We start from the raw sequence: 24,414 nt of genomic DNA, 5'->3' as shown, positions 1-24,414 counted from the left end.
TTGGTAATAAAGAAATGCAACCATCTTTTTGGAAATTTCAGCAATGTTTACATTAGCAACAAAATCCACCGGAATAAGGGGCTTTTCTCTTAAATAATTTAATGGTATGTGTACCCTCCATCAGGAAATAATACATTACCCGTAGTAAAACTATTTTGCATTAAATATAGGACAGTATGTGCAATTTCATCATTATATCCAGCTCGTTGTACAAGTGAAAGAGATTTATAAGCTTCATAAGCAACTAGTCTATGTTCATTTTGTTCATTTTCTCTTTGTATTGTTCCAGGAGAAACAACATTAACTCTTAAAGGAGCTAATTCAACAGCTAAAGCTTTCCCTAAACTTTCAATAGCACCATTGCAAGCGCCATAAGCAGGTGCGCCTTTAAGTGGTCTTTGACTAAATGCACCGGACATTAACACGATTGATCCAGATTTTGAAAGAAAAGGAATTGCATATTTTACGGCATAATATTGAGGCCAAAACTTTCCGATGAAGCTACTTTCAGCAATTTCCTCTGTAGAGGTAATCGGTCCAAGTGTGTAAGAGGCTCCCGGTGTGAATAAATGATCAAAGTTCCCAACTATCTTGAAAAAATTTTGTAATTGCTCTTTATTTTGATTATCCAATATATAAGTTTGAAGATGATTGTTATTTATTACTTCTCGAGCAACTTTTAATTTTTCTTCCGAGCGTCCGGCAATAATAACATGTGCGCCTTGTTTAATTGCTTGTGTTGCTGTTGTTAATCCAATACCAGAACTCCCGCCAATGATAACAATACGGCTATTTTTTAATGTAGTAATAGACATATTTTAGCCACTCCTTTAATAAAAAATTTAGAATATAACTAACTGTGCTATGCTTTTATTATTCGCTAAAAGGGAGCAAGTGAAAAGTACGCACTTTATATGTACATAGTCGCAAATTTCGTACTAATTGCTATTTATGCGGATAAGTGATACGAAAAATTTCTAAATACGGTTTATCCCGCATTAACGGGCAGTAAAACTCTCACCTCAAAGTTAGGAAAATGCAAGGAAGTTAGGTAAGAGATCAACTGCCCGTAAAAGCCCGATTGGTTCAACTAATAATCAGTGTGGGATGAACAAAACCCCCACTGATTAAAGTTTCACTTTATGATATCTGAGGAGAGGTGAGAAAAATGGATTTACAAGAACCGAAGTTAAAAGGGGTAATAGCAACATTACAAATAATCGGTGGGAAATGGAAGCCACTCATTTTGTTTATTTTGCTAACAGATGGAACGAAACGTTTTGGTGAATTAAAGAGATTAATACCAGATATATCTCAAGGGACGTTAGCAAAGCAATTACGTGAATTAGAGCAAGATCAACTAATAAAACGCGAAATTTATCAAGAAATACCACCTAAAGTAGAATATAGCTTAACTGAGCATGGAAAAACAGTCAGTACTGTTTTGAATAGTATGTGTAGTTGGGGAAGAGGACATTTAGAACATATAGTTAAAGATAAACTATAAAATTGTTATGTAAACTTAATGTAGTACGAAGTGAAATGTTGTTTTAATAATTTGCATTTTATAATATATAATTAAGGAGTGTCGTAGGTTATTATACATATTTAATTTATTTTTACAAAGGGGAAGTAATAAGATGAACGAATTAGAGTATAAAAGCTTCTATGATAAAGTAGGAAGATTAAATGGATGGGATTTTAGTAAAATAAAATGTGAAACTGTAGGAGATACATGGGACTTTTATAGTGAGGTAAAAGAAAGGTGTAAACCATCACATATTTTACTTGATGTTGGTACAGGGGGAGGAGAAAATGTACTTAACATAGCATCATCAGCTAAATTGTTGATTGGAATTGATAATTCTAACGGCATGATTGCAACGGCACATTCTAACTTGAAAAAATCAGGTGTACAAAATGTTGAGTTTCTTCAAATGGGTTCTGAAGCTTTAACATTTCCACATGCACATTTTGATATTGCTTCAAGTTGTCATGCCCCGTTTCTGGCATCTGAGTTAGCGAAAGTAATGAAAAAGGGTGCCTTTTTCTTAACACAACAAGTAAGTGAGAATGATAAATTAAACCTGAAAGAAGCATTTGGTAGAGGGCAATGCTTAGGTGAACGGGATGGTACTTTAAAAGAAAAGTATATGAATGAACTTATTAGTGCAGGATTTGATCTCGTGCAAGTACGCGAATATGATGTTACTGATTATTACAGTACGCCTGAAGATCTCATTTTCTTATTAAAACATACCCCTATTATTCCTAGATTCGGAGAACAGGAAGAGGATTTTACTATTTTACAAAAGTTCATTGATACGTATAGTTTTGAAAAAGGGATTCGTACGAATTCAAAAAGATTTATGATTATTGCTGTTAAATTATAATATATTTTAGTGTAAAAGCTGCTTTTCATTTAAAGAAAAGCAGCTTTTTGTGTGGAAAAGAATACAGGAAATACTTGAAAATAATAGAAATAAATAAAGTGTAAATTAAAAAATCAAAATATGGAGGATAAATGTTTTGAAACGTTACTATATTAGCAATGAAAAAATAAATGTACATATTACTGAATGGGGGAATAATGACAAGCCCGTTATCTTTTGTTTACATGGATTAGGTAGTACGAGTTTAAGTTTTATAGAAATTGCTGAGGAATTAAAAGAAGAGTATAGATTTATCTCCGTTGATGCACCTGGACATGGTAAAACACCCCCATTTGAAAGAACAGAAGATTATGAGATGCACAATTTAGCAAATTGGTTAAATGAAATAATAAATGAATTGAGAATCGAATACTTCTATTTTCTATCACATTCATGGGGAAGTTTTGTAGCGTTATTTTATTTGTTAAATCATCCAGAAAAAGTACAAGGAAGTATTCTTATTGATGGTGGATATCAAACAAAAAGGCTTAAAGAAGAAACGTTGGAAGATGAAATGGCTTATTATGAAAAAGACTTTGATGAATACGTTTTTAATAATTGGGACGAATTTTTCAAAAGTGAAAAAGCAGCTTATACTAGGTGGTCTTCATTGTTAGAAGTTGCTGTAAAGGATCTAGGGATCGAAATGGATAATAAAGTATGGTGGCATGCCAGGGGAAATACAGCTAGTAATATAATAAGAGGTATGCATAAAGATGAAACTATAGATATATATGAGAAGCTACCGGCTAATATTGTATTACTTCGAGCTACAGTCCCACAAGTTTGGGCGGATTATAGAGATAAGACAGTAAATGTTTTTAAAGAGAAAACGGACAGTATAGTAAAAGTAATTCCTGATACTACACACATGTTGCACTGGGATAAACCAGAAATTGTTATAGCAGAAATAAAAAATAATTGGAGCTAACATATTCATACTAAAGTTGTAGTTTCTACATGAAAAATCCATCCTTCCGTTTGATTTTATCTATTTATAAGTGTAATACAATACGAATAGATAATAAGAAACAAGGGGGAATGTAACGTGATTACACATATATTAGATATAAAATTACAAACGGTTTCCATAGAAGGGGTAAAACAAGTTTATAGGGACATATTATCTTTTCCAATAAAAAAAGAAACAGCATCCTTCATTCAATTTGAAGTAACACCTTATACAACAATTAGTTTTCAAGAAGTGTATGAACCAATCGCACCTGCACATTTTGCTTTTGAAATCCCATATTCAAAATTCCATGAAACAGCAAAATGGTTAAAGGACTCTGGATTACTCATTGTAAAATGGCAAAATGGAAATGTAATTGGTGAAGAGAATGGTCTATTCAATTTATACTTTAAAGACGGAGATGGAAATCTACTCGAAATTATCGCACATAGTTATGTTAAAGAGGATGTATTAGTACCACACTCACCTTTAAACATTTTATACGTAAGGGAAATTGGTCTTCCTGTTAAAAGTGTACCTGTTTTTACGGAATGGTTAAAATCAAATCTAAATATGAAAACGATGGAAGATGGGGATATTTTTAACTTTGTTATAGGTGGCACTGCATATATCGTCGCGACTTGGTGGCAGCGACCTTGGATTCCAATCGCGATGAAAGCTCTATCACCGAAAGTACACGTTTCTTTCGGAACACCAGACGTCGCATTTTTACAGCGAATCCAAAATAACTTTAAGAAAAATAGTGTATCATTTGAATGTAAACGTAATGAAGTATCATTTATTGAGCAAGGATATACATTTTCAATTGTGCATACATCAGAGTTTCATTCCGATATTCCTAGTAAAATAAACTTACCGCTTTCTATATAGTTATAGAAAGCGGTAAGTTTATTTTGTTTTAAGGAAAATTAAAATCTAGTTATTATGTTGATTTAACATTTGAGCTATTCCTTGACCAAATGACCAATTCTCCATAGGTGTCTCGTGTAGTGTAATGAAAACATCAGCAGTAGAGATTTGTAAAATATTAGCCGTACTAGTGGCTATAGCTTTATATAAATCTTTTTTTTGATTAATTGTTCTTCCAGGTCCACATGTAATAGAAATATAAATCATATTATTGGATCGTTTTAACGAACCTTTTAAAAGATAAGATGAATTATAAAAAAATTGATGAGAAGGATAAGGTAAAAACATTTGAAAATAATCATTTTCAGGAATATTGAAATGTTCAATTAACGAATGGTGAATTTGATTGCTTACATTTTTTAATAACTTATTATCGGATAATTTTTCAGGATGATAAACAGTGACAAATGGCATAGTAGATGACTCCTTTCCTTTTTATTTCATTTTACTTCTAATATTTCCATTTGTATAATTGAAAATATATTAACTGATTATCAATAAAATCGATGAAGTTGGTGTATGAAATGGAAATAAAAGAGTTACTTACATTTAAAAAAATTATTGAAGAAGGTACGTTTTCACAAGCTGCTAAAAAATTAAACTATGCACAATCAACAGTAACAACACATATGAAAAAGCTGGAAAATGAAATTGGTTTTCTGTTATTTGAAAGAGGATGGGATGCAAGATTAACAGAAGAAGGAAAACTTTTTGCAGAGGAAGTAGAAAACTTATTAACACATTGGGAATATTCTATAACTCAAGCACAACGTATTAGTAATGAAGAGAAAGGAAGTTTGAGAATAGGCCTATTAGAATCCGTTGCTAAAAGGTTAATACCGATAATATTAAAGTTTTTAAATGCTGAAAAACCATATATACATTGTGATTTTGTAGTGGGAAATACAGCACTTTTATCAGAAATGATAGAACATAATAAGATTGATTTTGCGGTGTGCGGAAATAATGAAAATAAATCAAAGGTAAAATTTATCCCAATATGTGATGAACAGATTGAATTTGTAGTGAATAATCCCAAGCATCCTTTGTTACAAAAAGAATTCGTTGAAGCATTTGATATTATAGATTATCCAGTTATTGTAGGAGAAAGTAATTGTTATTCCTATCAATCTGTAAGTTCTTTCTTGGCGGAAAACAATTTATCTTTTAAAAGAATTTACAATTGTAGTGCTTTAAACCTCATTCCAGAAATGCTTTTTGAAAATGCGATAGGAATTATCCCGAAAGGTACAATTTTGAATGAAGAAATACTATCTTTTAAGATTAAGAACTTTAATTCTAAAATCCTGATTGGTATATTAATTTCTACTAAAAATAACAATTATTTAAGTCAAACGAAACAAAACATTATAAACATCATTAAAGAAGCGTTATAAACGCAGGGGAAATAATGAAAAAGCTATATTCAAAAATCTCCTTTAATTTAATAAATAATGGAAACTTGTCTATCATCTCTTTTGGTAGTTCATTTTCCTCTTGGTAGCCTTCAAATAGTGCTTTTGTAAAAGAATACTCATAGTCAACGATATTCCCATTTCCAGCAAATGAATATTCTATCGCACTATAAATAGGAACGGCTAAATCGAATATGTAAAAATGTTTTTGGAATTAATCCAAGAGAATATCAACTTAACAAAATGCCTATTCAATCATTTGTTAAACTAAATTTAAATAAAGAAGGGGCGTTTAATATGAATATTTCTAGAAAAATAGAGGTTGAGCAGTTACGAAATAGGAAATGTGAGCTATTTGATAAAGAGGTACTTAACATATTAAATGGTCAAGTTATGTATGAAGAATTTAAAAACGAAAAGCTAATGGGTGATTCTGATTATGCCCCATTTAATGAGGCAATGTGTGTGAACTCGGCTACTACTCAAGTTTTTAATGAAGAGTTTATTAAAACAAGAGCGAAAGGACATAACAGTTCAGTAGAAAGTTATATAAAAAAGGTTATAGATCCGTTAGAAAATCTATTTGCGAAAAAGTATAAATGTATTGTTTTATGGTTCGGTGAAGATATGTTTTGCCAAATGAATCTACTTACTTTACTTTCATACCTTGAGCAGTCGTGCTATGAAGGGAAAGTATACTTAAATAGTTTCAGGGAGGATGAATTTAAAGTAAATCAAATTGAACTTGAATTGGGGGATTATTCTACTATATACAATGAAGTATTAGTAAACCATAAAAAGACTTATCATAAAGTACCACCTGTAATGTATCAAGCTATAGATTTATATTTAGAAATGCTAAAAGAAGATAATATCGTAATGAAATTCATCTCTAAAAATAAAGGTTTATCAAATCAAGAATTATTAACAAAGTTGTTTTATCTTTTTCCAACAATCGGATATGGTGATACTCAGTACATAGAACTGATTAATAAAATGAAGAAGAAAACTACACCTAAAATATAGGTGTAGTTTTCTTCTTATAATTGCTCAAGTAATTCTAATTCTTTTTCTACAAATAGCATTAGTTCTTTAATGGTTTCACCAGAGAAATCAAAACGAATACCGGCTGCATCATATACTTCTTTTATAGATTGCGAGCTTCCTAGTGATAATGCCTTTTTATAATTTTCTAGCGCTTGCTTAGGATCCTCTTTATATTGTTTATACATTTGTAATGCCCCAAGTTGGGCAATCGCGTATTCAATATAATAAAATGGTACTTCAAAAATATGGAGTACAGGTAACCAACTCGTTGCTATCCAGTTTTCGTAGCCATCAATATGTATGACGCTAGATTGATAATGTTTTTGAAGTTGTAAGTATTTTTCATTTCTTTCTTCAGAAGTATGAATTGGATTTTCATACAGCCAGTGTTGAAATTGATCTACAATAAGCATAATAGGTAAATATGAAATAACATCTTTAAAGAAGTTAATTTTTGCTTGTTTTAAATCTTTTTTGTCTGTATAGAAGGTATCCCAATAATTAAGCGAGAATAACTCCATTGTCATACTGGCTAGTTCAGCTGTTTCAGCTGGAATTTCTATATACTGTCGTAATTTTAATGGTTTTATGAGTTCGTTATGAATACTATGACCTATTTCATGTATAAAAGTGATAATATCATCTTGTGTATAATTTAAGTTCATAAAAATATAAGATAATTGTGAAGCTGGTAAGTACTCACAAAAGCCACCAGCTGCTTTTCCTTTGCGGCTTGTTAAATCAAGACAATTGTGTTTATACATTCGGTTTAATAGTGCTGAAAATTCAACATCTAGTTTATTAAAGATATGAGTGCTCTTTTCAATTAAATCATTTTCATTTGCAATAGGTTTAAGTACTTTTTGATCTGGAGTTACAGCTGATACATCCCACGGGCGAAGCGTATCAACTTGCAGTTTTTCTTTTTTCTCTAGCATTATTTTATCTTTAAGAGGCACAACATATTTACGTATGGATTCGGCTAGTTCATAGCAATCTTTCGCTGAATAATCAAAACGCTCGTATTTTTTGAACATATAATCGCGATAATTCTCTAGTTGAATATTTTTTGCTTTTTGATGGCGAATTTCAATTAATTGATTTAATATGTTTTGGAGTTCTTTTTCAACAGATAAAAATTGTTCAGAAATAATAGTTTTTGCCTTTTTACGGATGTCACGATTCGAATCTTGTAAATAGGATTGTAATTCTGTTATCGTTTTTTCTTCTCCGTCCCAAATTCCACTTAATCCTCCAGTGATTTCAAAGTACTCTGTGACTAATTTGTCTTCCTGTATTTCTAATTCGATATTTTCCTCACAAAATAACTTTTGAGCATTTTTTATTTTTGCATCTAACAAACCATATACGTTAGAATCTAATTCCATTCGAAAAGGTGACTCTAAATATTTATTATCCAATAAATTTTGGTACCGCTTTAAAAGTGGCTTTACAAATTGTTGATCATGTTCAAAAGTATCCTTTATTCCTTCATCATCCGTATTACATTGAAAGGCGATGTAATGTGATCTTAATTGTTCTTCGATTTCCCAAATTACTTTTGACTGCTCTTTTAACCAATTTTCAAGGTCTAGTTTTGAAGAAATCATCTTATTTAATAAAGTCGAAAGAGTTTTTTCCAATTGTAGTACATTACTAATATCAATCGTATTTACACGTTGCATTATATATCCCTCACTTTTTATTTATTCATAGAGATATTCTATTTATTAATTGTAATTCCCTTGTTAAGTGGGGAAAATGTGAAATAATGTTAAATTTAATAATTATAGAAGGTATTTATATGTCAAAGTAAAAAGTTTATCGTAAATGAAAATGTGTGGAGGGGTGCTACATGAGAAAGGGAACAAAGGTACTTGTATTTTTAATTCCATTTGCTTTATTATGTGCCTGTGAGAATGAGATTGAAGATGCTAAAAGTGAAGATTCTATAGTGATGGATATTGCTACAGTAGCGGTAAAGGAGGAATCTTTTTTTAGTGCTGCTATATGGGATGAAAAAGCAAGAATAGTAGATTTAGAGATTGCTGATAGCGAAAATGCTAACGAAATAAAAAAAGAAATTAATAAAAGATTGCAAATTCAAGGCATTATGTCCTATAAAGTAAATATATCTCAAAGAAACAAGGAGATTGTAAATGCAGAACAAAGATGGCAGTTAGTTTTCGGACAGATATTTGATGACGTATTGAGAAAGAATGGATATGAAGGATTTAGTATTCAGCAAATAAATTATAAAAAGAATCAACCTGTTACCATTGATATAAAAACTAAGATTAGTGATGATGAAGTAGGGGCGAGAGAACTTGGACAGAAAATAGAAAAAGAAGTTGAAGGGGTACTTAAAACAGAAGAAGTAAAGAAATGGATTGAAAATGATTCATATGCTATTGGGATTTACGATATAGATGATCGGAAAATTAACTAATTGAGGAATGAATGCTATATGAATGAAAAATCGATATAATTAAATATAGAATTACTGAAGGAGGTGTAAGATGTATAAGTATTTACATATTTTAAACGACATAGAAAATATGATTCAAAATGGAGAAATAAGAGAAGGAAAGAAATTACCGTCTATACGGTCACTCGTTACGCAATATGAATGTAATAAGGCAACAGTTATACGTGCTCTTCATGAATTAGAAAAGCGTCACATTATATATTCTGTCCCTCAAAGTGGATACTACGTTGTTAAAAAATCAGAGAGTACTATAGAAAATAACGAGATAATTGATTTTGCCTCCTCAGCACCAGATCCAGATGTTTTTCCGTATTTAGATTTTCAACATTGTATTAATAAGGCTATTGATACGTATAAAAATGATTTGTTTGTATATGGAACGCCAAAAGGCTTACCATCTTTAATACCAGTTATTCAAAAACAACTAGCAAATTATCAAGTCTTTACAAAAGAAGAAAATATTTTTATAACATCAGGTGTTCAGCAGGCACTTGCTATATTAACTTCTATACCATTTCCGAATGGAAATGAAACTGTATTAATTGAACAACCAACATATCATCTATATATTGATTATCTAGAAATAAATAAAGTTCCTGTAATCGGTATTAAACGTACGAATGAAGGTATCGATTTGAATGAATTGGAGCAAATATTTCAAACCGGAAAAATAAAATTCTTCTATACGATACCGAGATATCATCATCCGCTTGGAACGTCTTATTCTAAAGATGAGAAAGAAAAAATCACACTATTGGCTAAGAAATACAATGTATTTATAGTGGAAGATGATTATTTAGCAGATTTAGAAACTGATTCAAAAGCAGATCCATTATATAGCTTGGATAATTGTAGTCATGTCATATATTTGAAAAGTTATTCGAAGATTATTTTTCCAGGTTTACGGGTTGGAGTTGCGGTCATTTCACCATCCATTGCAAATGCGTTCTATACATACAAAAAGATACTAGATATTGATAGTCCGATGATTTCTCAAGCGGCTTTAGAAATTTATATAAAGAGCGGTATGTTTGAACGTCATAAAAGTAAAATTAATTCTTCCTACTATAATAGATCAATAAAACTAGCAGAAACATTAGAAAAAGTGCAAAATGAAGATCCATCATTATTTACATATAATAGACAAAACACATTTGGAATACACACCTGTTTAGAAATGCAGAAAAACATAGTTACAGAAACACTTATACAAAAATTAGGTGACATGCAAATAAGTGTCGATACTATTGATAAGAATTATATGAGGAATTTCCCTAAAGAAAAACTGTTAAAGTTAAATGTTTCGAATGTAAAAGAAGATAAGATTGAAGAAGGTATTCGTAAAGTAATTGGGGAAATCAAGCAATTAAGACAGTTTAATTTTCAGTTTAGAAAAGAATAATTTGAATTAGGAGGTTTGTTTGGTTTTGAGGCGAAAAATCATTCTCTTGTTTGTATGTAGCGCTATAGTAGTTGGTGTAATGGTTGTGGCTAAATATAAAAAAGAGAATCAATGCATAGCAGTTGCAAAGTATTCAAGAGGTATTATTGTAGATCAAAATAACGAACCTATAACTAATGTGAAAATTTATGAAGATTCAATTGAAAGTAAGATGCGTAGTATTTCAAATGCACAAGGTGAATTTGAAATACCACATGGAGTTTGTGGTGAAATTGCATTAAAATTAGTTACTCAGAATGGGGAAGCCTATACGAGAAAATATGATAAGGATCATGTATAAGAAGAAAACTAAAGGTGAATAAAATGAAACCATTACAGAGAAAAGTAGCAGTTGTGGACGGAGCAACTATATATGTAACTGAATAACTATATGTTTTTTAAGAGCGCTCTTAGAAAAGAGTGCTCTTTTTCATTAATGTAAATATTTACTTAGCATCTTTTTAAAATGATTTTTATCATAATTTACATATTGCGTAGCTGTATTTCGTATTGGATCTCCGGCATAAAATCTTTCATACAATTCGTGTCTAGATCCTAATGGACTTCCAATGATATCCCAGGCCAACTTAAATAATTTTGTGCGTTGTTCGGCATCTATATTCGTTCCTTTAAAGTACTTTTTCAATAAATCAGCTATAGGACTCTGGAAGTCATTTGAGCTCGAAGGAAGTTGAATGAACCCACCTGCTCCAATTAATTGTAAAATTTCTATTGCACGGGGATAATATTTGGAACCAAGATTCCTTGCAGTTTCGATATATTTAAAATTCGGCAAATAAGTTTTCGTTTCATTTGTAGTACCTTCAACTTCAGCAGCAATTAAAAGTGCGCGAATTGTGTCGATTTGCATAATTAATTCCCCAAGCTTCTCTTGAACATGCAAATAAGTAGTAGCACCGATCGCTTCAGCAATTTCACAAGCAATTGCAGTTATAAATTCTAGCTTTACTATTAATCGTACAATTGCTTGGTGATAAGCTAAACTACTAGAAGCTACATCTGACTTTATTGCCCATAAAGCTTCAGGGTTGTTATACAGTAAGACACGTTCCCATGGTACAAATACATTATCAAAGATTAATAGTGCATCCATTTCATCGTACTGTGAGCTAAGAGGGGAATCAACTGTAATTGAATGTGTATTCGCAAATGGTTCTCTACAAACCATATGTAATCCAGGGGAATTGGCTGCCACAATGAGAAAGTGAGCTAAATCTTTTTGAGTATCAGTCAGTTTTGCTAATGGATAGATTAATAAATCATTTGAATAAGGAGAAGCAGTACCAATCATTTTAGCACCACTTAAATAAATTCCATCAGAAGTTTTTTTCGTAACTCTTAGTAATCCTAAGTCGTTTGTATTCAACATTGATTCTGTAGATCGATTTATTTGTGGATCACGTTGAACTACGCTTAAGAATAAGTGATTATCTCTCGCTTCTTCATAATAAGATGTAATTTTATCTGGAAACTGTGCATCGAATTTTTTATAAAAATATTTTGATACGTACCAGCCAGTAAGTCTCGATCTTGCGTAATCAGATAGTCTACTCATTACACCGTCTGTAGCATAACTCCACGTTTCAAAAGCGGTTCTCCTCATTAATAATTCGTTATAGGAATTCGGAACTAAAAAGGCTGTATGAACAAATTCTTTCGTTTTTGGACTAACATATCCAACAGAATCTCTTCGTATTGGATCATCAAACAATGTAAATAAATTAGAAATGGTACTTAATGTTCCTGCAAAATGTTTGTCTGTAGTTACATCTACTTTTTGACCATAGAGCCAAACGTTACGACCATTTTGTAAGCTCTTTATATAGTAATCTTTCAAATTTTGCATATTTCCTCCTTCTAAAGACTATTCATATATTTGGACATCTTTTAATGGTGGGGAATATACGTGGAAAGTTATTACTGCTGAATCTGTAGCATTATACATTTTATGCACAGTATCTTTTTTTACTGTGAAAATATTTCCCTCTGTAAACTCTTCAATCCGCTCGCTATTATTTTCGTACGTTATATTTTGTAACGTACCATTGACTATTAGTATACATCCTACAGATATTCCATGATCGTGCACAAAGGTCTTTGCTTTGCTGGGGAAATTTAATACTAAAATCTCTACAAATTCAGACTGATAGATAACGTTCCTTCCGTATTCAAGATTAACTGGTGAAGTAATAAAAGGAGCTATTTTATGAAGTGAAATATTTAATGATTGAATAGTGTGTATTAAATTGAACGTATCGTAGTTACATAGGTTATTAAATGCCTTTCTTATGTTATGAATCAATTGCATGTACAACTTCCTCCTAAGCATTTGCAGTGAAAGAAAGTAATCTCCTATTATATCGTGTGTAGTCGATTACATAACATTGTATTGAATAAATTCAAAAAGGTGACTGGTTTTAATTGGGTAATATTTGCTCTGGACCACATGGTAATTAATTCCTTTTTCATAGCATGCTTGAACTATAGCCCGCTTTCTATTGGAAAGGTGATGAAATAAATGGCAGTTCTTTTAGTGGATAATCTATATCAAATGTCTATTGTTTTACTGATCTTATGTTCATTTTGTTTTTATAAATATTTAAAGAAAATAAAAAGGGAAAGAAAGCTTACAGGTTTTGAAATTACGATGTATATCGTGACGCAACTTGCGTATTTCATTTGGGCGGCAACAACTTTTCTTAAAATGTTATCAGAATAGTAATCTTAAAGTATTAGACGCTGAACAGAAAGGTACAGGAGCATTAAAGGTATAAACGTGGGCAAGGGTAATTTATCATCTATTAGGTAAATAAATTTAGTCGAAATCTAGATGGATAACAATATTACTTATAACATCTTTATAAAAAGAGAGGATATAAATGGAACAATATAAGTTAATTGTAAAAGGGCCTAAACAACTTGAGTGGGAAACAAATGAAATTAAGGACATACAGGACGATGAAATTATCGTTAAAACAATCGCAGGATCGATAAGCATTGGGGCCGAGTTACCACAGTATAATGGATCCGATGTTACAGATCCGCATCCTTTTTATCCAAGAAAAACTGGATATGAAAGTTATGGTGAAGTAATTCAAGTTGGTAATCAAGTAACACATGTAAACGTAGGTGATAAAGTAGTTTCTTTTTATGGACATGAAACGATAGGGATAGTTAAGGTACATAAAGTAATTCGAGTGCCTAGTTCTATACAACCTAAAGTTGCTTTATTATCCATTCTTTCATGTGATGCTGCTAAAGGAGTATTGAAACTAAACCCGCGACATGATGAAAAAGTACTTATAACTGGAATGGGAGTTATTGGTTTGTTCGCTTGTTATTTCTTAAAATACTATGTAGGCATTGAGCACGTGGATGTTGTTGAGCCTAATAAAAATAGAAGAGATTTTGCAAAGAAGTTTGGTCCGAAAAACATATATGATTCAGAAGAGAAAATAATAGAAACATATAATTATGGTTTCGAATGTTCTGCTACAAATAGTGGGTTCCATACTTTGCAAAAAGCTCTTAAAATTAATGGTAAAATATGTATATTATCTGATGGTAATATAGAAGAACTAACATTAACTGCTAACTTTTATCAGAAAGAATTGCAAATCATTGGATCAAGTGATGGATACGATTATCAAAAGCATGCAGATTGGTTTTTTGAAGAAATAGGAAAAACACCATTTATAGAAGAGATCTTTCAACATGAAATACATTATACTTCACTCATACAATGCTTTGATGAATTGAGTTTAGGGATAATTAAAACATTAAAAGTATAGGTTTCATATGAATAACGAAAAAAATGAGCAAATATTTGTCACATACCTTACAAATGTTTCGTCACATTTATGATTACTAAATGAGGAGGAACATATATGAAAATATTTGTAGCAGGTGCAACGGGTGTAATAGGACGTTCTTTATTGCCAATGTTAATAAAAAATGGGCATACAGTTTTTGCGATGATCCGTAATACTTCGCAAGTAGGAGCAATGAAAAAGGTTGGTGCCATACCAGTAATAGCTGATGTATTTAATAGAAAGGCTGTATTTTCTGTATTAGAAGAAACAAATCCCGATGTAGTTATTCATCAATTAACGTCATTATCTTCATGGGATTTTGAGGATAATGCAAAAATTAGAACAAAAGGCACTCGTAACCTTGTCGATGCAGCTAAAAATGTAGGGGTACAGAAAATAATCGCTCAAAGTATTTCATGGGCGTATGAACCAGGGGATACATTTGCGACTGAAAAAGATTCACTACATATTACTGCTTCCATGCCTCGACAAGTCACTGTTAATGGCATATTGAAATTAGAAGAAGCTGTTACTGAGTTACCTGAATCGGTAATACTTCGTTATGGCACATTATACGGACCAGGAACATGGTATGCGGAAAACGGATTAATAGCAAATCAAGTTCGTAATAATGAGATTATTGCATCAGATGGGATAATCTCGTTTATACATGTCGAAGATGCTGCAAGAGCTACTATGCTAGCCCTTAATTGGCCTTCAGGAATCGTAAATATTGTAGATAATTATCCAGCAACTAGTAAAGAATGGTTACCAATATATGCAGCAGCGATAGGGGCACCTAAGCCTAAAGTTCAAGATGGGAAAGATAGTTGGGAAAGAGGAGCTTCCAATAATAAGGCGCGTAAAGAGTATGGTTGGATACCTTTATTTCCATCATGGTCTGAAGGGTTTAACAACTTAATAGGTAAGTAAAACACAACTTTAATGGGAATGATAGTAAAATACACCATTAAAGGATTGGGTTATTATGAATATAATTTTGGAAAGTATTATATTAACTTTTACTGGAATAATTGTTTTAAAAATGACAGGTAGTGCATCTGTCAGCCAAATGACAAGAGCTGAAATCATTATAGTTGTATCAATCGGCCGTATTATTGTGGAACCTGTATTAAGTAGAAAAGTAGTCCCATCTATATTTGCGGCTATCATATTTGCAAGCATACTACTTATCATTCATTTCTTTGAATTGAAATCAAGGAAGGTGGAACAATTTCTAAATGGAAGTAGCATTATAATTGTTGAAAACGGAGAGATTGTAAAAGAGAATTTGATGCAGGCAAAAATGTCGGAGCAACAACTATATATGCAATTAAGAGAAAAAGGAATCCATGATGTAAAGAGTTTACAGCAAGTTACAGCGGAACCGAATGGTCGTATTGGTTATCAATTAATAAAAGAAGCACAACCAATAACTTTAGAAATGTTAGAAAAAGTATTAGATCGGTACAATATAAAAAGATAATTTCTCGTGAGAAAAAGCCAATACTATAACGGAAGTATTGGCTTTTTTATTTTTCTACAAGCGTAAGGATTAATAAAATAGGGTGGATTTTAAACCAATCATTATAATAGATATAGGCTTATAATTGTGCTATATTCAATGGACTTATAGTGAATGTGGTAAAAAATTAATTTGGCATAGGTAGACGCAGCGTTAAAATTTATAAGTTTTTAATGTGATACTAAAAATGGATTGAAAATAAGGAGATAGATACATAATGGAATTTTGGGAATCAAGTTTTATCGAAAAACAAACGATGTGGGGATTTGAATCTACAGAATCTGCAATTTTGACAAAAGATTTTTTTCTTGAAAAGAACGTTAAAGACATATTAATTCCGGGTATTGGATATGGAAGAAATGCAAAGGTTTTTATCGATAATGGTATAAATGTAACAGGTATTGAAATTTCAAAAACAGCCATTGATTTAGCAAAGCAAAATGGACTAGAAGATATTAGTATCTATCACGGTTCGGTAAATGAGATGCCTTTTAATAACGAACTGTATGATGGGATATTTAGTCATGCACTTCTTCATTTGTTGAATGAACAGGAAAGAGAGAAATTTATTGAAGATTGTTATAATCAGTTAAAACCAGGCGGATATATGGTTTTTACAACTGTTTCTCAAAAAGCCCCAATGTACGGAAAAGGAAAACAGCTGGAGCAAGACTATTATGAAATAATGGAAGGCGTAAAAATGTTCTTCTATGATTCTGAATCTATAAAACGAGATTTTAATCAATATGGATTAGTACAAGTTTCGGAAATTGATGAACCAAATAAGAACGTGGTAAATAAACCTTCAATCAATTTTGTTACGATAAAATGTAAGAGAGAACTATAATTAAAAGTTATTAAGAATGATTAAAGATGTTTATATATTGATTATGCACAAATAAAAAGGACAAGCATATAATAGAAGTACCTATTAACTTTAAGTAACCTTAACTTTCTTTAATAGGATATCTCAAAATCCCCAAAAAGAGCACTTGCGGAAACAAGTGCTCTTTTATTTTTTGTTTCATAAATATTTATAGTTGCAAATTTCGTGCAATAAAAATAAATCTGAGAGAAATAATCATATCTTTATTATACGATTATTTTTGAACTACAAACGTTATAGCATTTGTTTTTAATTGAATGTGTCTTTCATTACGAACTATATTATAAGCTAATTCTTTTATTTCAACTTTTACTTCTTTCCATCCTTTATAAATGCTTTTTAATAGACGTATTATTTCTTCGGTTGGGAGATTAATTTCAATTAAAGCTTCTAATTCTTCATTCGTTTTTAAATCAATTTCTTGTATGTTAGAGTTAATAATCAAACAATTAATACCGCCGTTTTTTGTCCCTTTTTTCATAGAATGAAGCACGTTTTTAAAATCTTCTTCTGATTTGACATGTTCTAAACTTGATACTGCAACGATATAATCATAAGCGTTAGAGTCAATATGATAGTTTTCAATTGCTGCTTCTTCTGTTTTTATAACCTCGAATACATCATGTTCTTTGCTATAAATTTGTAGTTTTGTTAAAGCGGAATTAAGTAAATCAACACATGTAACAGTGCCGCTAGTATTTTTTATTTTTTTGCAATTGGAATGCTATTTCTCCCAACGCCAGAGCTAAGATCAAGTACTTGCAAATTGTTTTGTCCTTCAAAGTGATCCATCAAGTCCATAACTGTTTTAACCGGTTTGTACAGCCAAGAGCCAATTTCAAATAGTTTATATTGTTCATAGCAAAGGTCGTGATATTTCTTTTCTTCTTGTCTTATGTAATCGATACGGTTCACATTGTTTCAGCTCCAATATTTTTATTACAAAATGAATAGGTGGGACAGCCTTTAACATTTGTTTGAATTCGAAAAATACCACCAGCATGTGGATACTCTTTTAATTCGTCATCCGTCATTCTTGTTCTGGCTGTTGTAACATATAAATCAGTTAAGTTAGGCCCACCAAATGTACATGATGTTACATATAACGCAGGAATTGGAATACTTAATATTTGTTCTCCAGTAGAGGGATTCCATCTAGTTATTTTTGAACCTCCCCAATGTGCAATCCATAAACAACCTTCTTCGTCAATTGTCATACCATCAGGTAGACCATCATTTTCAGAGAAAATGATTACATCACTTGGATTATGAATTTCTCCAGTACGTATATTATATTGATAGCGAACCACTTTTTTAGTAGGTGTATCTATAAAGTAAAGGTATGTATGATCAGGTGACCAAGCGATTCCGTTTGAAGTATTTACATGTGAAACTTTTTTCTCTACACTCAAATTATGATGTAAACAATATAAGGAACCTGCAGCATTCATACCGTATGTATCTGTAGAACCTGCCCAGAAACGACCAGCTGGATCACATTTTCCATCATTGAAACGATTTTCTATTAAATGTGGTTCAGGGTCAAAAATATGTGTCAGTTTTTCGGTATTTACATTAATAGAATAAAAGCCTTTTTCCATAGCTAAGAGTAGTACATCCTCTAAATATGGAACAACACAGCCAATTTGTTGATTGAGAGCAATTACTCGGTTCGTATTAGCGGTAGGATTGTATATGCATAATTTTCTCTCCATAATATCAACCCAATATAAAAGTTGCTTTTTTCCATCCCAACATGGTCCTTCAGCTAAACTTGCTTTAGCATCTAAAACTAATTCTATATTACTGAACAAGATGTTCACCTCGCGTTATAAGATATTAATATAATTCGATAAGAATAGAGGTAAACCTTTTAGTCAAAGGATATTAAAATTTATACTGTAGAAAAATGACCTTCTCACAAGTGATTAAAAAAGTGTATAAACAAGGAGAGGAAAATGCATATGATGTTTTATGAGATTGTTTGCTTTTCTTGTAAGAATATATTTCGTGTTTACGAAGGCAGTGAAAAATATAAGCGATTTAAAGAGAAACCAAACGGGGTATATTGTTGTGATGAGTGTAGTCATAAAATTCAATTAGAAGCGATAAAGAATTTTTTAGGTAATTAAACTAAAATTCCGGAAATCATAACTTAATTTTTATTTTAGAAGATTTTTTAAGAATAATGTCTAAATATAGAATGTAAATAAAGATGAAGTATACACAAAACAATTCGTTTAATCGATAAGTATATATTATGAAAATTGAGTTAGAAATAAAAACGGCAAGCTAGAATTCGCTTGCCGTTTTTTTTATAGTTTTGTATGTATTTGTATACCTTTTGCTTTTTCTTTTTCGTTCTTTACGCGTACAATTAAATTATAAAATCCAGATTTTGGTGCTTCAAAAGAAAGTAAACCTTCTTTTTGAGAAGTGACTTCTTCTTCGTAAATGACCTTATCGTCTTTAGTGATTTGTAATAAAATTGTACCCTCTTCAACGGTTGCATCAAAAGGAAATTGTACATTTCCTTGTTCAGTTTTGATCGTTTGTACATCGTAATACCCTTTCAGGGAGCCAATGTTTAAAGTTGTTTCGCCGTTTTTTTGAACCTTGGTGACTTTTACTGCTGTATTACCACATGCGCTTAATAATACAACAAGAGTTAGAATGAGAAATAAACGTAGTAATTTCATAGTGATCCCCTTTTTATCATTATAAAATTTTTCCAATGCGTAAATTAGTTTATCATTTTTTTATAAACAAATATATACATTAAAACTAAAAGTTGTTATTTAGTGATAATCTCTTATATACCATTTGGTTTCTATTAGTCTAAGAAACTTCAGTACATGTTGAATATTCGATTAATAAAATGTTATAGGAGTTAAATATTTTATCTTACTATTAGATTACTTGAATAAAAAGAAAACACCGAAAGTATATATAAAAGCAGGTACTTTCGGTGTTTTCTTTTTTACTATCGTGAATACATTTTCGGACATTCATCACCACTTGGCTCATAAAAACAATGGCTTTTAAACTGTCCTACAAATGGCTGATTATACCATTCAGGTGGACAAGCTCCGACTGGACGGAAATACCAAAGAGCCCATCGTGCAGGCCAGCGCCATTGACCTTGTAAAACTTTTCGTGCGATTTCTTTTTCTGATTCACGAGCGCGTTGATAAAAATATCCATATTGTACTGCTTCAAATCCGCCGGGGCTTTGATATACAGCGTCTCGTACGGTACGGAGTTGTTTAAAATCTAAGCAATCACAAAATACACGGTTTACTACAACGCATCCAACTAACTCCTCACCTTGGCGACCTTCGCCTTCAGCTTCAGCACGAATTAATCGAGCTAGTAAATCAACATCACTTTCGTTGTATGGAATAAGGGGCATAGTGATACCACCTTTCTGTTATAGTAAAGAGTGTATGTTATAAAACAATCTGCGTGCTTTTTTACATAAAAATAACATTTAATTTTAAGAGGAGCTTGTATAAAAAGAGCTAATTAGTAATAGTAGATAAATATAAAAGGGAGAGGTATTATGTATCGAATTCATAAAGACCATATTATTTACTCAATGTCACCAGAAAATAAGCCTTGTATGGAAGTGGAAATTGGGAGCAGTCTTGTATTTGAAACATATGATTGCTTTGAAAATCAAATCGATTCTGAAGATGTTGTGTTTCAAAAATTAGATTGGAACCGAATTAATCCAGCCACTGGACCTGTATATGTTAAAGGAGCAGAACCTGGCGATATATTAGCCGTAACAATTGAAAAGATTAAAATTGCAGAGCAGGGCGTTTTGACTACAGGTGCAAACCTTGGTGTAATAGGTGATGAGTTAAATGAAAATACAGTGAAAATTGTCCCAATACATAATGAACATGTTTTGTTTTCAAGTGAACTACAAATCCCGATTAATCCAATGATTGGGGTAATTGGTACTGCACCGAAAGAAGAGAGCATTTCATGTGGCACACCGCATGATCACGGCGGGAATATGGACTGTAAAGAGATTAAAGAAGGAACAACATTACTACTACCAGTTAATGTCCCAGGAGCACTATTAGCGTTAGGTGATTTACACGCAGCGATGGGTGATGGTGAAATTGGTGTTAGTGGTGTAGAGGTTGCTGGTGAGGTAACGGTGACAGTTCAAATTATAAAAGAAAAGAAATGGCCGTTACCAATGGCTATTCAAAAAGGAAAAATGATGACGATTGCTTCAGAGAAATTGTTAGATGATGCAGCAAGTCGTGCTGTACATAATATGGTAACATTTTTACATGAAGAATTAGCAGTGTCTAAAGCTGATGCAACTCTTTTATTATCGGCAGCAGGTAATTTAAAAGTTTGCCAAGTTGTGGATCCGTTGAAAACGGCGCGTATGGAATTAGGGATGGATTATGTGGAGAAACTAGGATTTACTTTTAGTAAATTTCATATTAAATAGATAAGGGACGAAAAAGGATACTTTTGTATAAAAGCATCCTTTTTTTAATTTACGGATTTTGTGAAAAGAGGTAGTATTTATTTTATATAAGTATATTTGAGATTGTGGATTAAAAAGGAGTTCAATAATGGTCAAAATTATGATTGTAGAAGACGATATGAAAATTGCAGAACTATTATCAACATATGTTGCGAAATATGGTTATCAAGGAGTTATTGTATCGGACTTTCAAAATGTATTAGACATTTTTTTAGATGAACAACCAGAGTTAGTTTTATTAGATATTAATTTACCGAGTTTTGATGGTTACTTTTGGTGTCGTCAAATTCGTGGTGTTTCTACATGTCCGATACTATTCATTTCGGCTCGTGAAGGTACGATGGATCAAGTTATGGCGTTAGAAAACGGTGGCGATGATTTTATTCCGAAGCCTTTTCATTATGAAGTTGTAGTGGCGAAAATTCGTAGTCATTTAAGACGTGCATATGGAGATTATGCACCGAAACTAGAAGAGCGAATGATTGAGCAACAAGGCCTTTGTTTATATCCTGAAAGACTTGTATTGAAACTTAGAAACGAAGAGATTGATATAACGAGAAACGAAGCTATTTTATTAGAGACATTAATGAAAAATTATCCGCGTGTTGTGAGTAGGGAAGTGTTGTTAAATAAATTATGGGATAGCGAATCTTATGTTGATGATAATACATTAAGTGTAAATACAACACGTGTGCGTAAAAAGTTACAAACGTTACATATAGAAGGTGCGATTGAAACGATTCGTAGTGTTGGATATAGATTGCATATTACTTGGGATACTGGTATAGAAAAATGATAAGGTTGTTTATACGTGATCATATACCACTTATTTGCTTTACTATAATTCAACTACTAGCTATATTTCTCGTATATTGGTTTGATGGGCATAATCATATTACAACGGCGTTATATGCAATGTTTCTAGGTGTTTTCTTTATGGGAAGTTATTTAGTGTTTCGTTATTTTACACATCGTTCTTTTTATGAGCGCTTAGCAAACCCGATGCAATCTTTGGATGAATCTGTTCAAAAATCTGATTTTGCAGCTGTATCGGCTGCTCTTCAAGAACTACTTGAGGTGCAATATCGACATTATCAAAATCAGCTGCAAATGCAAGAGAGAAAAAATAATGACCATTTAACCTTTATGAATCAGTGGATTCATCAAATGAAAACACCTTTATCTGTAATAGAATTAATTACACAGGATGAAGTAGATTCACGTTTTGAAAGTATAAATGAGGAAACTGATCGATTAAAAAAGGGATTAGAAATGGCTCTGTATGTCGCACGTTTAGAAGCATTTACACAAGATTTTTATGTAGAAAGAGTACAACTATATAAAATAGTGAATGATTCGGTACATGAGCATAAACGGTTCTTTATCCGGAATTTTGTATATCCAGAGCTTGAAATTGATAAGGACATTACAGTAGAAAGTGATGCGAAATGGTTACAATTTTTAATTGGACAAATACTATCGAATGCGATTAAATATTCATCTGGTAGTAGAGAGAAGATTAAAGTGAAAGCTTGTAAGGAAGGTAATAATGTTATACTTGAAATTGCTGATAATGGTGTAGGAATACCGAAGCAAGATTTACCAAGAGTGTTTAAACCTTTCTTTACAGGAGAAAATGGTAGAGATTTTAAAGAATCAACTGGAATGGGGCTATATCTCGTACATGAAATTACGAAGCAATTAGGACATAGTGTAGAAATCCATTCAGAAGTTGGTAAAGGTACCGTTGTACGTATTAAATTTTAAATGTGTAAAAATGACTCAGGCTAAAGAACTTTTGAAATAAGTTTTTTAGCCTTACTTTATATGGATTAAATAAAATGATATAAAAGACTGGTATGATCCTAATAAAAGGTCGTGTAAGTATGTGTAATGACATAATAATAAATAAGGCTGTTAAATGAGAGGTTTTTAATAATTTATTAATATTTAAATAGTTTTTTGTAAGAAAAAAGCTCGCCCTTTGAAAGAGCTAGCTTCATGAATTTTAATTAAGTAAACAAACTTAATAATTTATATCCAATTAATCCTAAAATAGTGATAGGAACCATCATTAAGAAAGAAGAAATTCGATTAGCATTAGAGCGTTCTAATACAAGAATCAAGATAATCCCGACTATGACTTCGGTATATCCAACAGGTAACATGTGACTATAGTCTTCAAAATTTAAAAGAATGTGAAGTCCATCCGTTACAAAAACGCCACTAATAAGCGCGCTTCCGAATTTATGAAGTGGATCCGTAGTATCTTTCCATAGAAAACCTGCAACTCCAAAGATAGTTCCTCCTATACATGCACATACAATCCATACGGATATAAAATAAATAGAGTGAGCTACATTTTTAATAACTATTGCATAACCATAGTAGCCTAATACCATACCGAGTAGTGCAAGGATACCAGAAAGTATAGCTGTACGCTTAGAATAACTAAAGCTAGCCACAAAAAAGGATGGAACTAACCAAACGCTTCCTAGATTAGCTAATGAATTCCAATGTCCAGGAAGTATACCTTGCCCCAATTTAGTTAGTATACCAACAATTATCCCTACTATAATCGGGACGAGAAAAATCCTTAAAAACATATTTAACTTTGTGATTTTTAATGTCCTGTCCATAAATTCAATCCTTACATTAATATTTTCTGTAAAGATATAATAGCTTATTACAAGGGAATAATCAATAAAAATTTATCGAAAAACAATAAGTTGTTATTGGATAATGAATAACAACTTATTGTTTTTATACAAAATTTATCCCGCTTTAATGGGCAGTAAGACCCCCACCTCAAAATTCAGCGAAAGCAAAGAAATTAGGTGGGGGTCGGGCTGCCCATTAAAGTCCGATTGGTTCAACTAATAATCAGTGGGGGTGAAGAAAACCCCCACTGATTAAAGTTTCACTTTATATAATAGAGAGTGCTTAGAA

The 24,414-nt window shown here is 31.7% G+C and carries 27 protein-coding genes and 2 pseudogenes; 18 read left to right on the top strand and 11 right to left on the bottom strand.

The annotated features are described in order from the left end of the window. Window positions 1–98 precede the first annotated feature (98 nt). Window positions 99–815 carry an SDR family oxidoreductase gene (locus HMAS_RS11830; RefSeq protein ID WP_044306957.1) on the bottom strand — a complete coding sequence of 239 codons (717 nt, stop codon included), beginning with the start codon at window positions 813–815 and terminating at the stop codon, window positions 99–101. 353 nt (window positions 816–1,168) lie between these two features. On the opposite strand from HMAS_RS11830, the gene HMAS_RS11825 reads away from it, so the two are divergent. The 4 genes from HMAS_RS11825 to HMAS_RS11810 all read left to right on the top strand — a co-directional run bounded on the left by HMAS_RS11825 (window position 1,169) and on the right by HMAS_RS11810 (window position 4,275). Next, window positions 1,169–1,507, top strand: a complete 339-nt coding sequence (locus tag HMAS_RS11825) for a winged helix-turn-helix transcriptional regulator (protein ID WP_000365530.1) — start codon at window positions 1,169–1,171, stop codon at window positions 1,505–1,507. Between the two features lie 133 nt (window positions 1,508–1,640). Next, window positions 1,641–2,393, top strand: a complete 753-nt coding sequence (locus HMAS_RS11820; protein WP_001003872.1) for a class I SAM-dependent methyltransferase — start codon at window positions 1,641–1,643, stop codon at window positions 2,391–2,393. A gap of 136 nt (window positions 2,394–2,529) precedes the next feature. Next, on the top strand, window positions 2,530–3,363 hold the full coding sequence (locus tag HMAS_RS11815; RefSeq protein ID WP_000833444.1) for an alpha/beta fold hydrolase: 834 nt from the start codon (window positions 2,530–2,532) through the stop codon (window positions 3,361–3,363). Window positions 3,364–3,480: 117 nt separating this feature from the next. Then, window positions 3,481–4,275 (top strand): VOC family protein, encoded by a 795-nt coding sequence (locus HMAS_RS11810; RefSeq protein ID WP_000627903.1) that lies wholly within the window; start codon window positions 3,481–3,483, stop codon window positions 4,273–4,275. 45 nt (window positions 4,276–4,320) lie between these two features. Here HMAS_RS11810 and HMAS_RS11805 read toward each other — a convergent pair whose 3' ends face one another. Further along, window positions 4,321–4,728, bottom strand: coding sequence for a tautomerase family protein (locus HMAS_RS11805; RefSeq protein WP_001117407.1), 408 nt, complete (start codon window positions 4,726–4,728; stop codon window positions 4,321–4,323). Between the two features lie 110 nt (window positions 4,729–4,838). On the opposite strand from HMAS_RS11805, the gene HMAS_RS11800 reads away from it, so the two are divergent. Next, a complete protein-coding gene (locus HMAS_RS11800; protein ID WP_000403094.1) occupies window positions 4,839–5,711 on the top strand; it encodes a LysR family transcriptional regulator in 873 nt (290 codons plus the stop codon). Window positions 5,712–5,733: 22 nt separating this feature from the next. On the opposite strand, the pseudogene HMAS_RS11795 reads toward HMAS_RS11800, so the two are convergent. Continuing rightward, a pseudogene (locus HMAS_RS11795) lies at window positions 5,734–5,943 on the bottom strand (aminoglycoside phosphotransferase); the annotation flags it as partial. On the opposite strand from HMAS_RS11795, the gene HMAS_RS11790 reads away from it, so the two are divergent. Then, the gene (locus tag HMAS_RS11790; RefSeq protein WP_232288597.1) at window positions 5,922–6,755 is read left to right on the top strand and encodes an AraC family transcriptional regulator; all 834 of its coding nucleotides are present in this window, start codon (window positions 5,922–5,924) and stop codon (window positions 6,753–6,755) included. The pseudogene HMAS_RS11795 and the gene HMAS_RS11790 overlap by 22 nt on opposite strands. 14 nt (window positions 6,756–6,769) lie before the next feature. On the opposite strand, the gene HMAS_RS11785 is transcribed toward HMAS_RS11790, so the two are convergent. Continuing rightward, window positions 6,770–8,461, bottom strand: coding sequence for a M3 family oligoendopeptidase (locus HMAS_RS11785; protein ID WP_001190037.1), 1,692 nt, complete (start codon window positions 8,459–8,461; stop codon window positions 6,770–6,772). A 170-nt stretch (window positions 8,462–8,631) separates the two neighbouring features. On the opposite strand from HMAS_RS11785, the gene HMAS_RS11780 reads away from it, so the two are divergent. The 3 genes from HMAS_RS11780 to HMAS_RS11770 all read left to right on the top strand — a co-directional run bounded on the left by HMAS_RS11780 (window position 8,632) and on the right by HMAS_RS11770 (window position 11,006). Further along, on the top strand, window positions 8,632–9,225 hold the full coding sequence (locus tag HMAS_RS11780; RefSeq protein WP_025709573.1) for a DUF4030 domain-containing protein: 594 nt from the start codon (window positions 8,632–8,634) through the stop codon (window positions 9,223–9,225). A gap of 70 nt (window positions 9,226–9,295) precedes the next feature. After that, window positions 9,296–10,666 carry a PLP-dependent aminotransferase family protein gene (locus HMAS_RS11775; protein WP_000280123.1) on the top strand — a complete coding sequence of 457 codons (1,371 nt, stop codon included), beginning with the start codon at window positions 9,296–9,298 and terminating at the stop codon, window positions 10,664–10,666. Window positions 10,667–10,691: 25 nt separating this feature from the next. After that, window positions 10,692–11,006: a hypothetical protein gene (locus HMAS_RS11770; protein WP_025709572.1), complete on the top strand. Its 315-nt coding sequence runs from the start codon at window positions 10,692–10,694 to the stop codon at window positions 11,004–11,006. Window positions 11,007–11,138: 132 nt separating this feature from the next. On the opposite strand, the gene HMAS_RS11765 is transcribed toward HMAS_RS11770, so the two are convergent. Beyond that, window positions 11,139–12,572 carry a 4-hydroxyphenylacetate 3-hydroxylase family protein gene (locus tag HMAS_RS11765; protein WP_116344840.1) on the bottom strand — a complete coding sequence of 478 codons (1,434 nt, stop codon included), beginning with the start codon at window positions 12,570–12,572 and terminating at the stop codon, window positions 11,139–11,141. An 18-nt stretch (window positions 12,573–12,590) separates the two neighbouring features. Then, window positions 12,591–13,034 carry a cysteine dioxygenase gene (locus HMAS_RS11760; protein WP_001176009.1) on the bottom strand — a complete coding sequence of 148 codons (444 nt, stop codon included), beginning with the start codon at window positions 13,032–13,034 and terminating at the stop codon, window positions 12,591–12,593. Window positions 13,035–13,244: 210 nt separating this feature from the next. Here HMAS_RS11760 and HMAS_RS11755 point away from each other — a divergent pair, with 210 nt between their 5' ends. The 5 genes from HMAS_RS11755 (at window position 13,245) to HMAS_RS11735 (ending at window position 16,910) form a co-directional block, all read left to right on the top strand. Continuing rightward, window positions 13,245–13,445, top strand: coding sequence for a hypothetical protein (locus HMAS_RS11755; RefSeq protein WP_000279688.1), 201 nt, complete (start codon window positions 13,245–13,247; stop codon window positions 13,443–13,445). Window positions 13,446–13,605: 160 nt separating this feature from the next. Beyond that, window positions 13,606–14,517, top strand: coding sequence for a zinc-dependent alcohol dehydrogenase (locus HMAS_RS11750; RefSeq protein ID WP_000438851.1), 912 nt, complete (start codon window positions 13,606–13,608; stop codon window positions 14,515–14,517). 96 nt (window positions 14,518–14,613) lie between these two features. After that, a complete protein-coding gene (locus HMAS_RS11745; protein WP_000689438.1) occupies window positions 14,614–15,471 on the top strand; it encodes an NAD-dependent epimerase/dehydratase family protein in 858 nt (285 codons plus the stop codon). A gap of 55 nt (window positions 15,472–15,526) precedes the next feature. Next, on the top strand, window positions 15,527–16,024 hold the full coding sequence (locus HMAS_RS11740; RefSeq protein ID WP_001021411.1) for a DUF421 domain-containing protein: 498 nt from the start codon (window positions 15,527–15,529) through the stop codon (window positions 16,022–16,024). 256 nt (window positions 16,025–16,280) lie between these two features. Further along, window positions 16,281–16,910 (top strand): class I SAM-dependent methyltransferase, encoded by a 630-nt coding sequence (locus HMAS_RS11735; protein ID WP_046392711.1) that lies wholly within the window; start codon window positions 16,281–16,283, stop codon window positions 16,908–16,910. A gap of 253 nt (window positions 16,911–17,163) precedes the next feature. Here the strand turns inward: HMAS_RS11735 and HMAS_RS11730 are convergent. After that, window positions 17,164–17,864, bottom strand: a pseudogene (locus HMAS_RS11730) (class I SAM-dependent methyltransferase). After that, entirely contained in the window at window positions 17,861–18,763 is a 903-nt protein-coding gene (locus tag HMAS_RS11725) for an SMP-30/gluconolactonase/LRE family protein (RefSeq protein WP_025709570.1), read from the bottom strand. The pseudogene HMAS_RS11730 and the gene HMAS_RS11725 overlap by 4 nt, the downstream one beginning before the upstream one ends. A gap of 144 nt (window positions 18,764–18,907) precedes the next feature. Here HMAS_RS11725 and HMAS_RS11720 point away from each other — a divergent pair, with 144 nt between their 5' ends. After that, window positions 18,908–19,081, top strand: coding sequence for a DUF2197 domain-containing protein (locus HMAS_RS11720; protein ID WP_033695149.1), 174 nt, complete (start codon window positions 18,908–18,910; stop codon window positions 19,079–19,081). A gap of 183 nt (window positions 19,082–19,264) precedes the next feature. Here HMAS_RS11720 and HMAS_RS11715 read toward each other — a convergent pair whose 3' ends face one another. Beyond that, entirely contained in the window at window positions 19,265–19,648 is a 384-nt protein-coding gene (locus HMAS_RS11715) for a hypothetical protein (RefSeq protein WP_025709569.1), read from the bottom strand. Window positions 19,649–19,932: 284 nt separating this feature from the next. Then, window positions 19,933–20,361: a cell wall hydrolase gene (locus HMAS_RS11710; RefSeq protein WP_001128402.1), complete on the bottom strand. Its 429-nt coding sequence runs from the start codon at window positions 20,359–20,361 to the stop codon at window positions 19,933–19,935. Between the two features lie 150 nt (window positions 20,362–20,511). On the opposite strand from HMAS_RS11710, the gene HMAS_RS11705 reads away from it, so the two are divergent. From HMAS_RS11705 to HMAS_RS11695, 3 genes are all read left to right on the top strand, one after another. Further along, window positions 20,512–21,426, top strand: coding sequence for an acetamidase/formamidase family protein (locus HMAS_RS11705; RefSeq protein ID WP_116344839.1), 915 nt, complete (start codon window positions 20,512–20,514; stop codon window positions 21,424–21,426). Between the two features lie 127 nt (window positions 21,427–21,553). Next, window positions 21,554–22,261, top strand: a complete 708-nt coding sequence (locus HMAS_RS11700; RefSeq protein WP_000239007.1) for a response regulator transcription factor — start codon at window positions 21,554–21,556, stop codon at window positions 22,259–22,261. Next, window positions 22,258–23,232: a sensor histidine kinase gene (locus HMAS_RS11695; protein WP_002164532.1), complete on the top strand. Its 975-nt coding sequence runs from the start codon at window positions 22,258–22,260 to the stop codon at window positions 23,230–23,232. Before HMAS_RS11700 ends, HMAS_RS11695 begins: the two co-directional genes overlap by 4 nt. Before the next feature lie 245 nt (window positions 23,233–23,477). Here the strand turns inward: HMAS_RS11695 and HMAS_RS11690 are convergent, their stop codons facing one another. Next, entirely contained in the window at window positions 23,478–24,104 is a 627-nt protein-coding gene (locus HMAS_RS11690; RefSeq protein WP_000376271.1) for a DUF6518 family protein, read from the bottom strand. Between the last annotated feature and the right edge of the window lie 310 nt (window positions 24,105–24,414).

It is taken from the genome of Bacillus sp. HMA207, assembly GCF_003402455.1.
Classification (GTDB): Bacteria; Bacillota; Bacilli; order Bacillales; family Bacillaceae_G; genus Bacillus_A; species Bacillus_A cereus.
The sequence above is the reverse complement of the archived record's forward strand: the minus strand, read 5'-3'. Positions and strand labels throughout refer to the sequence as shown.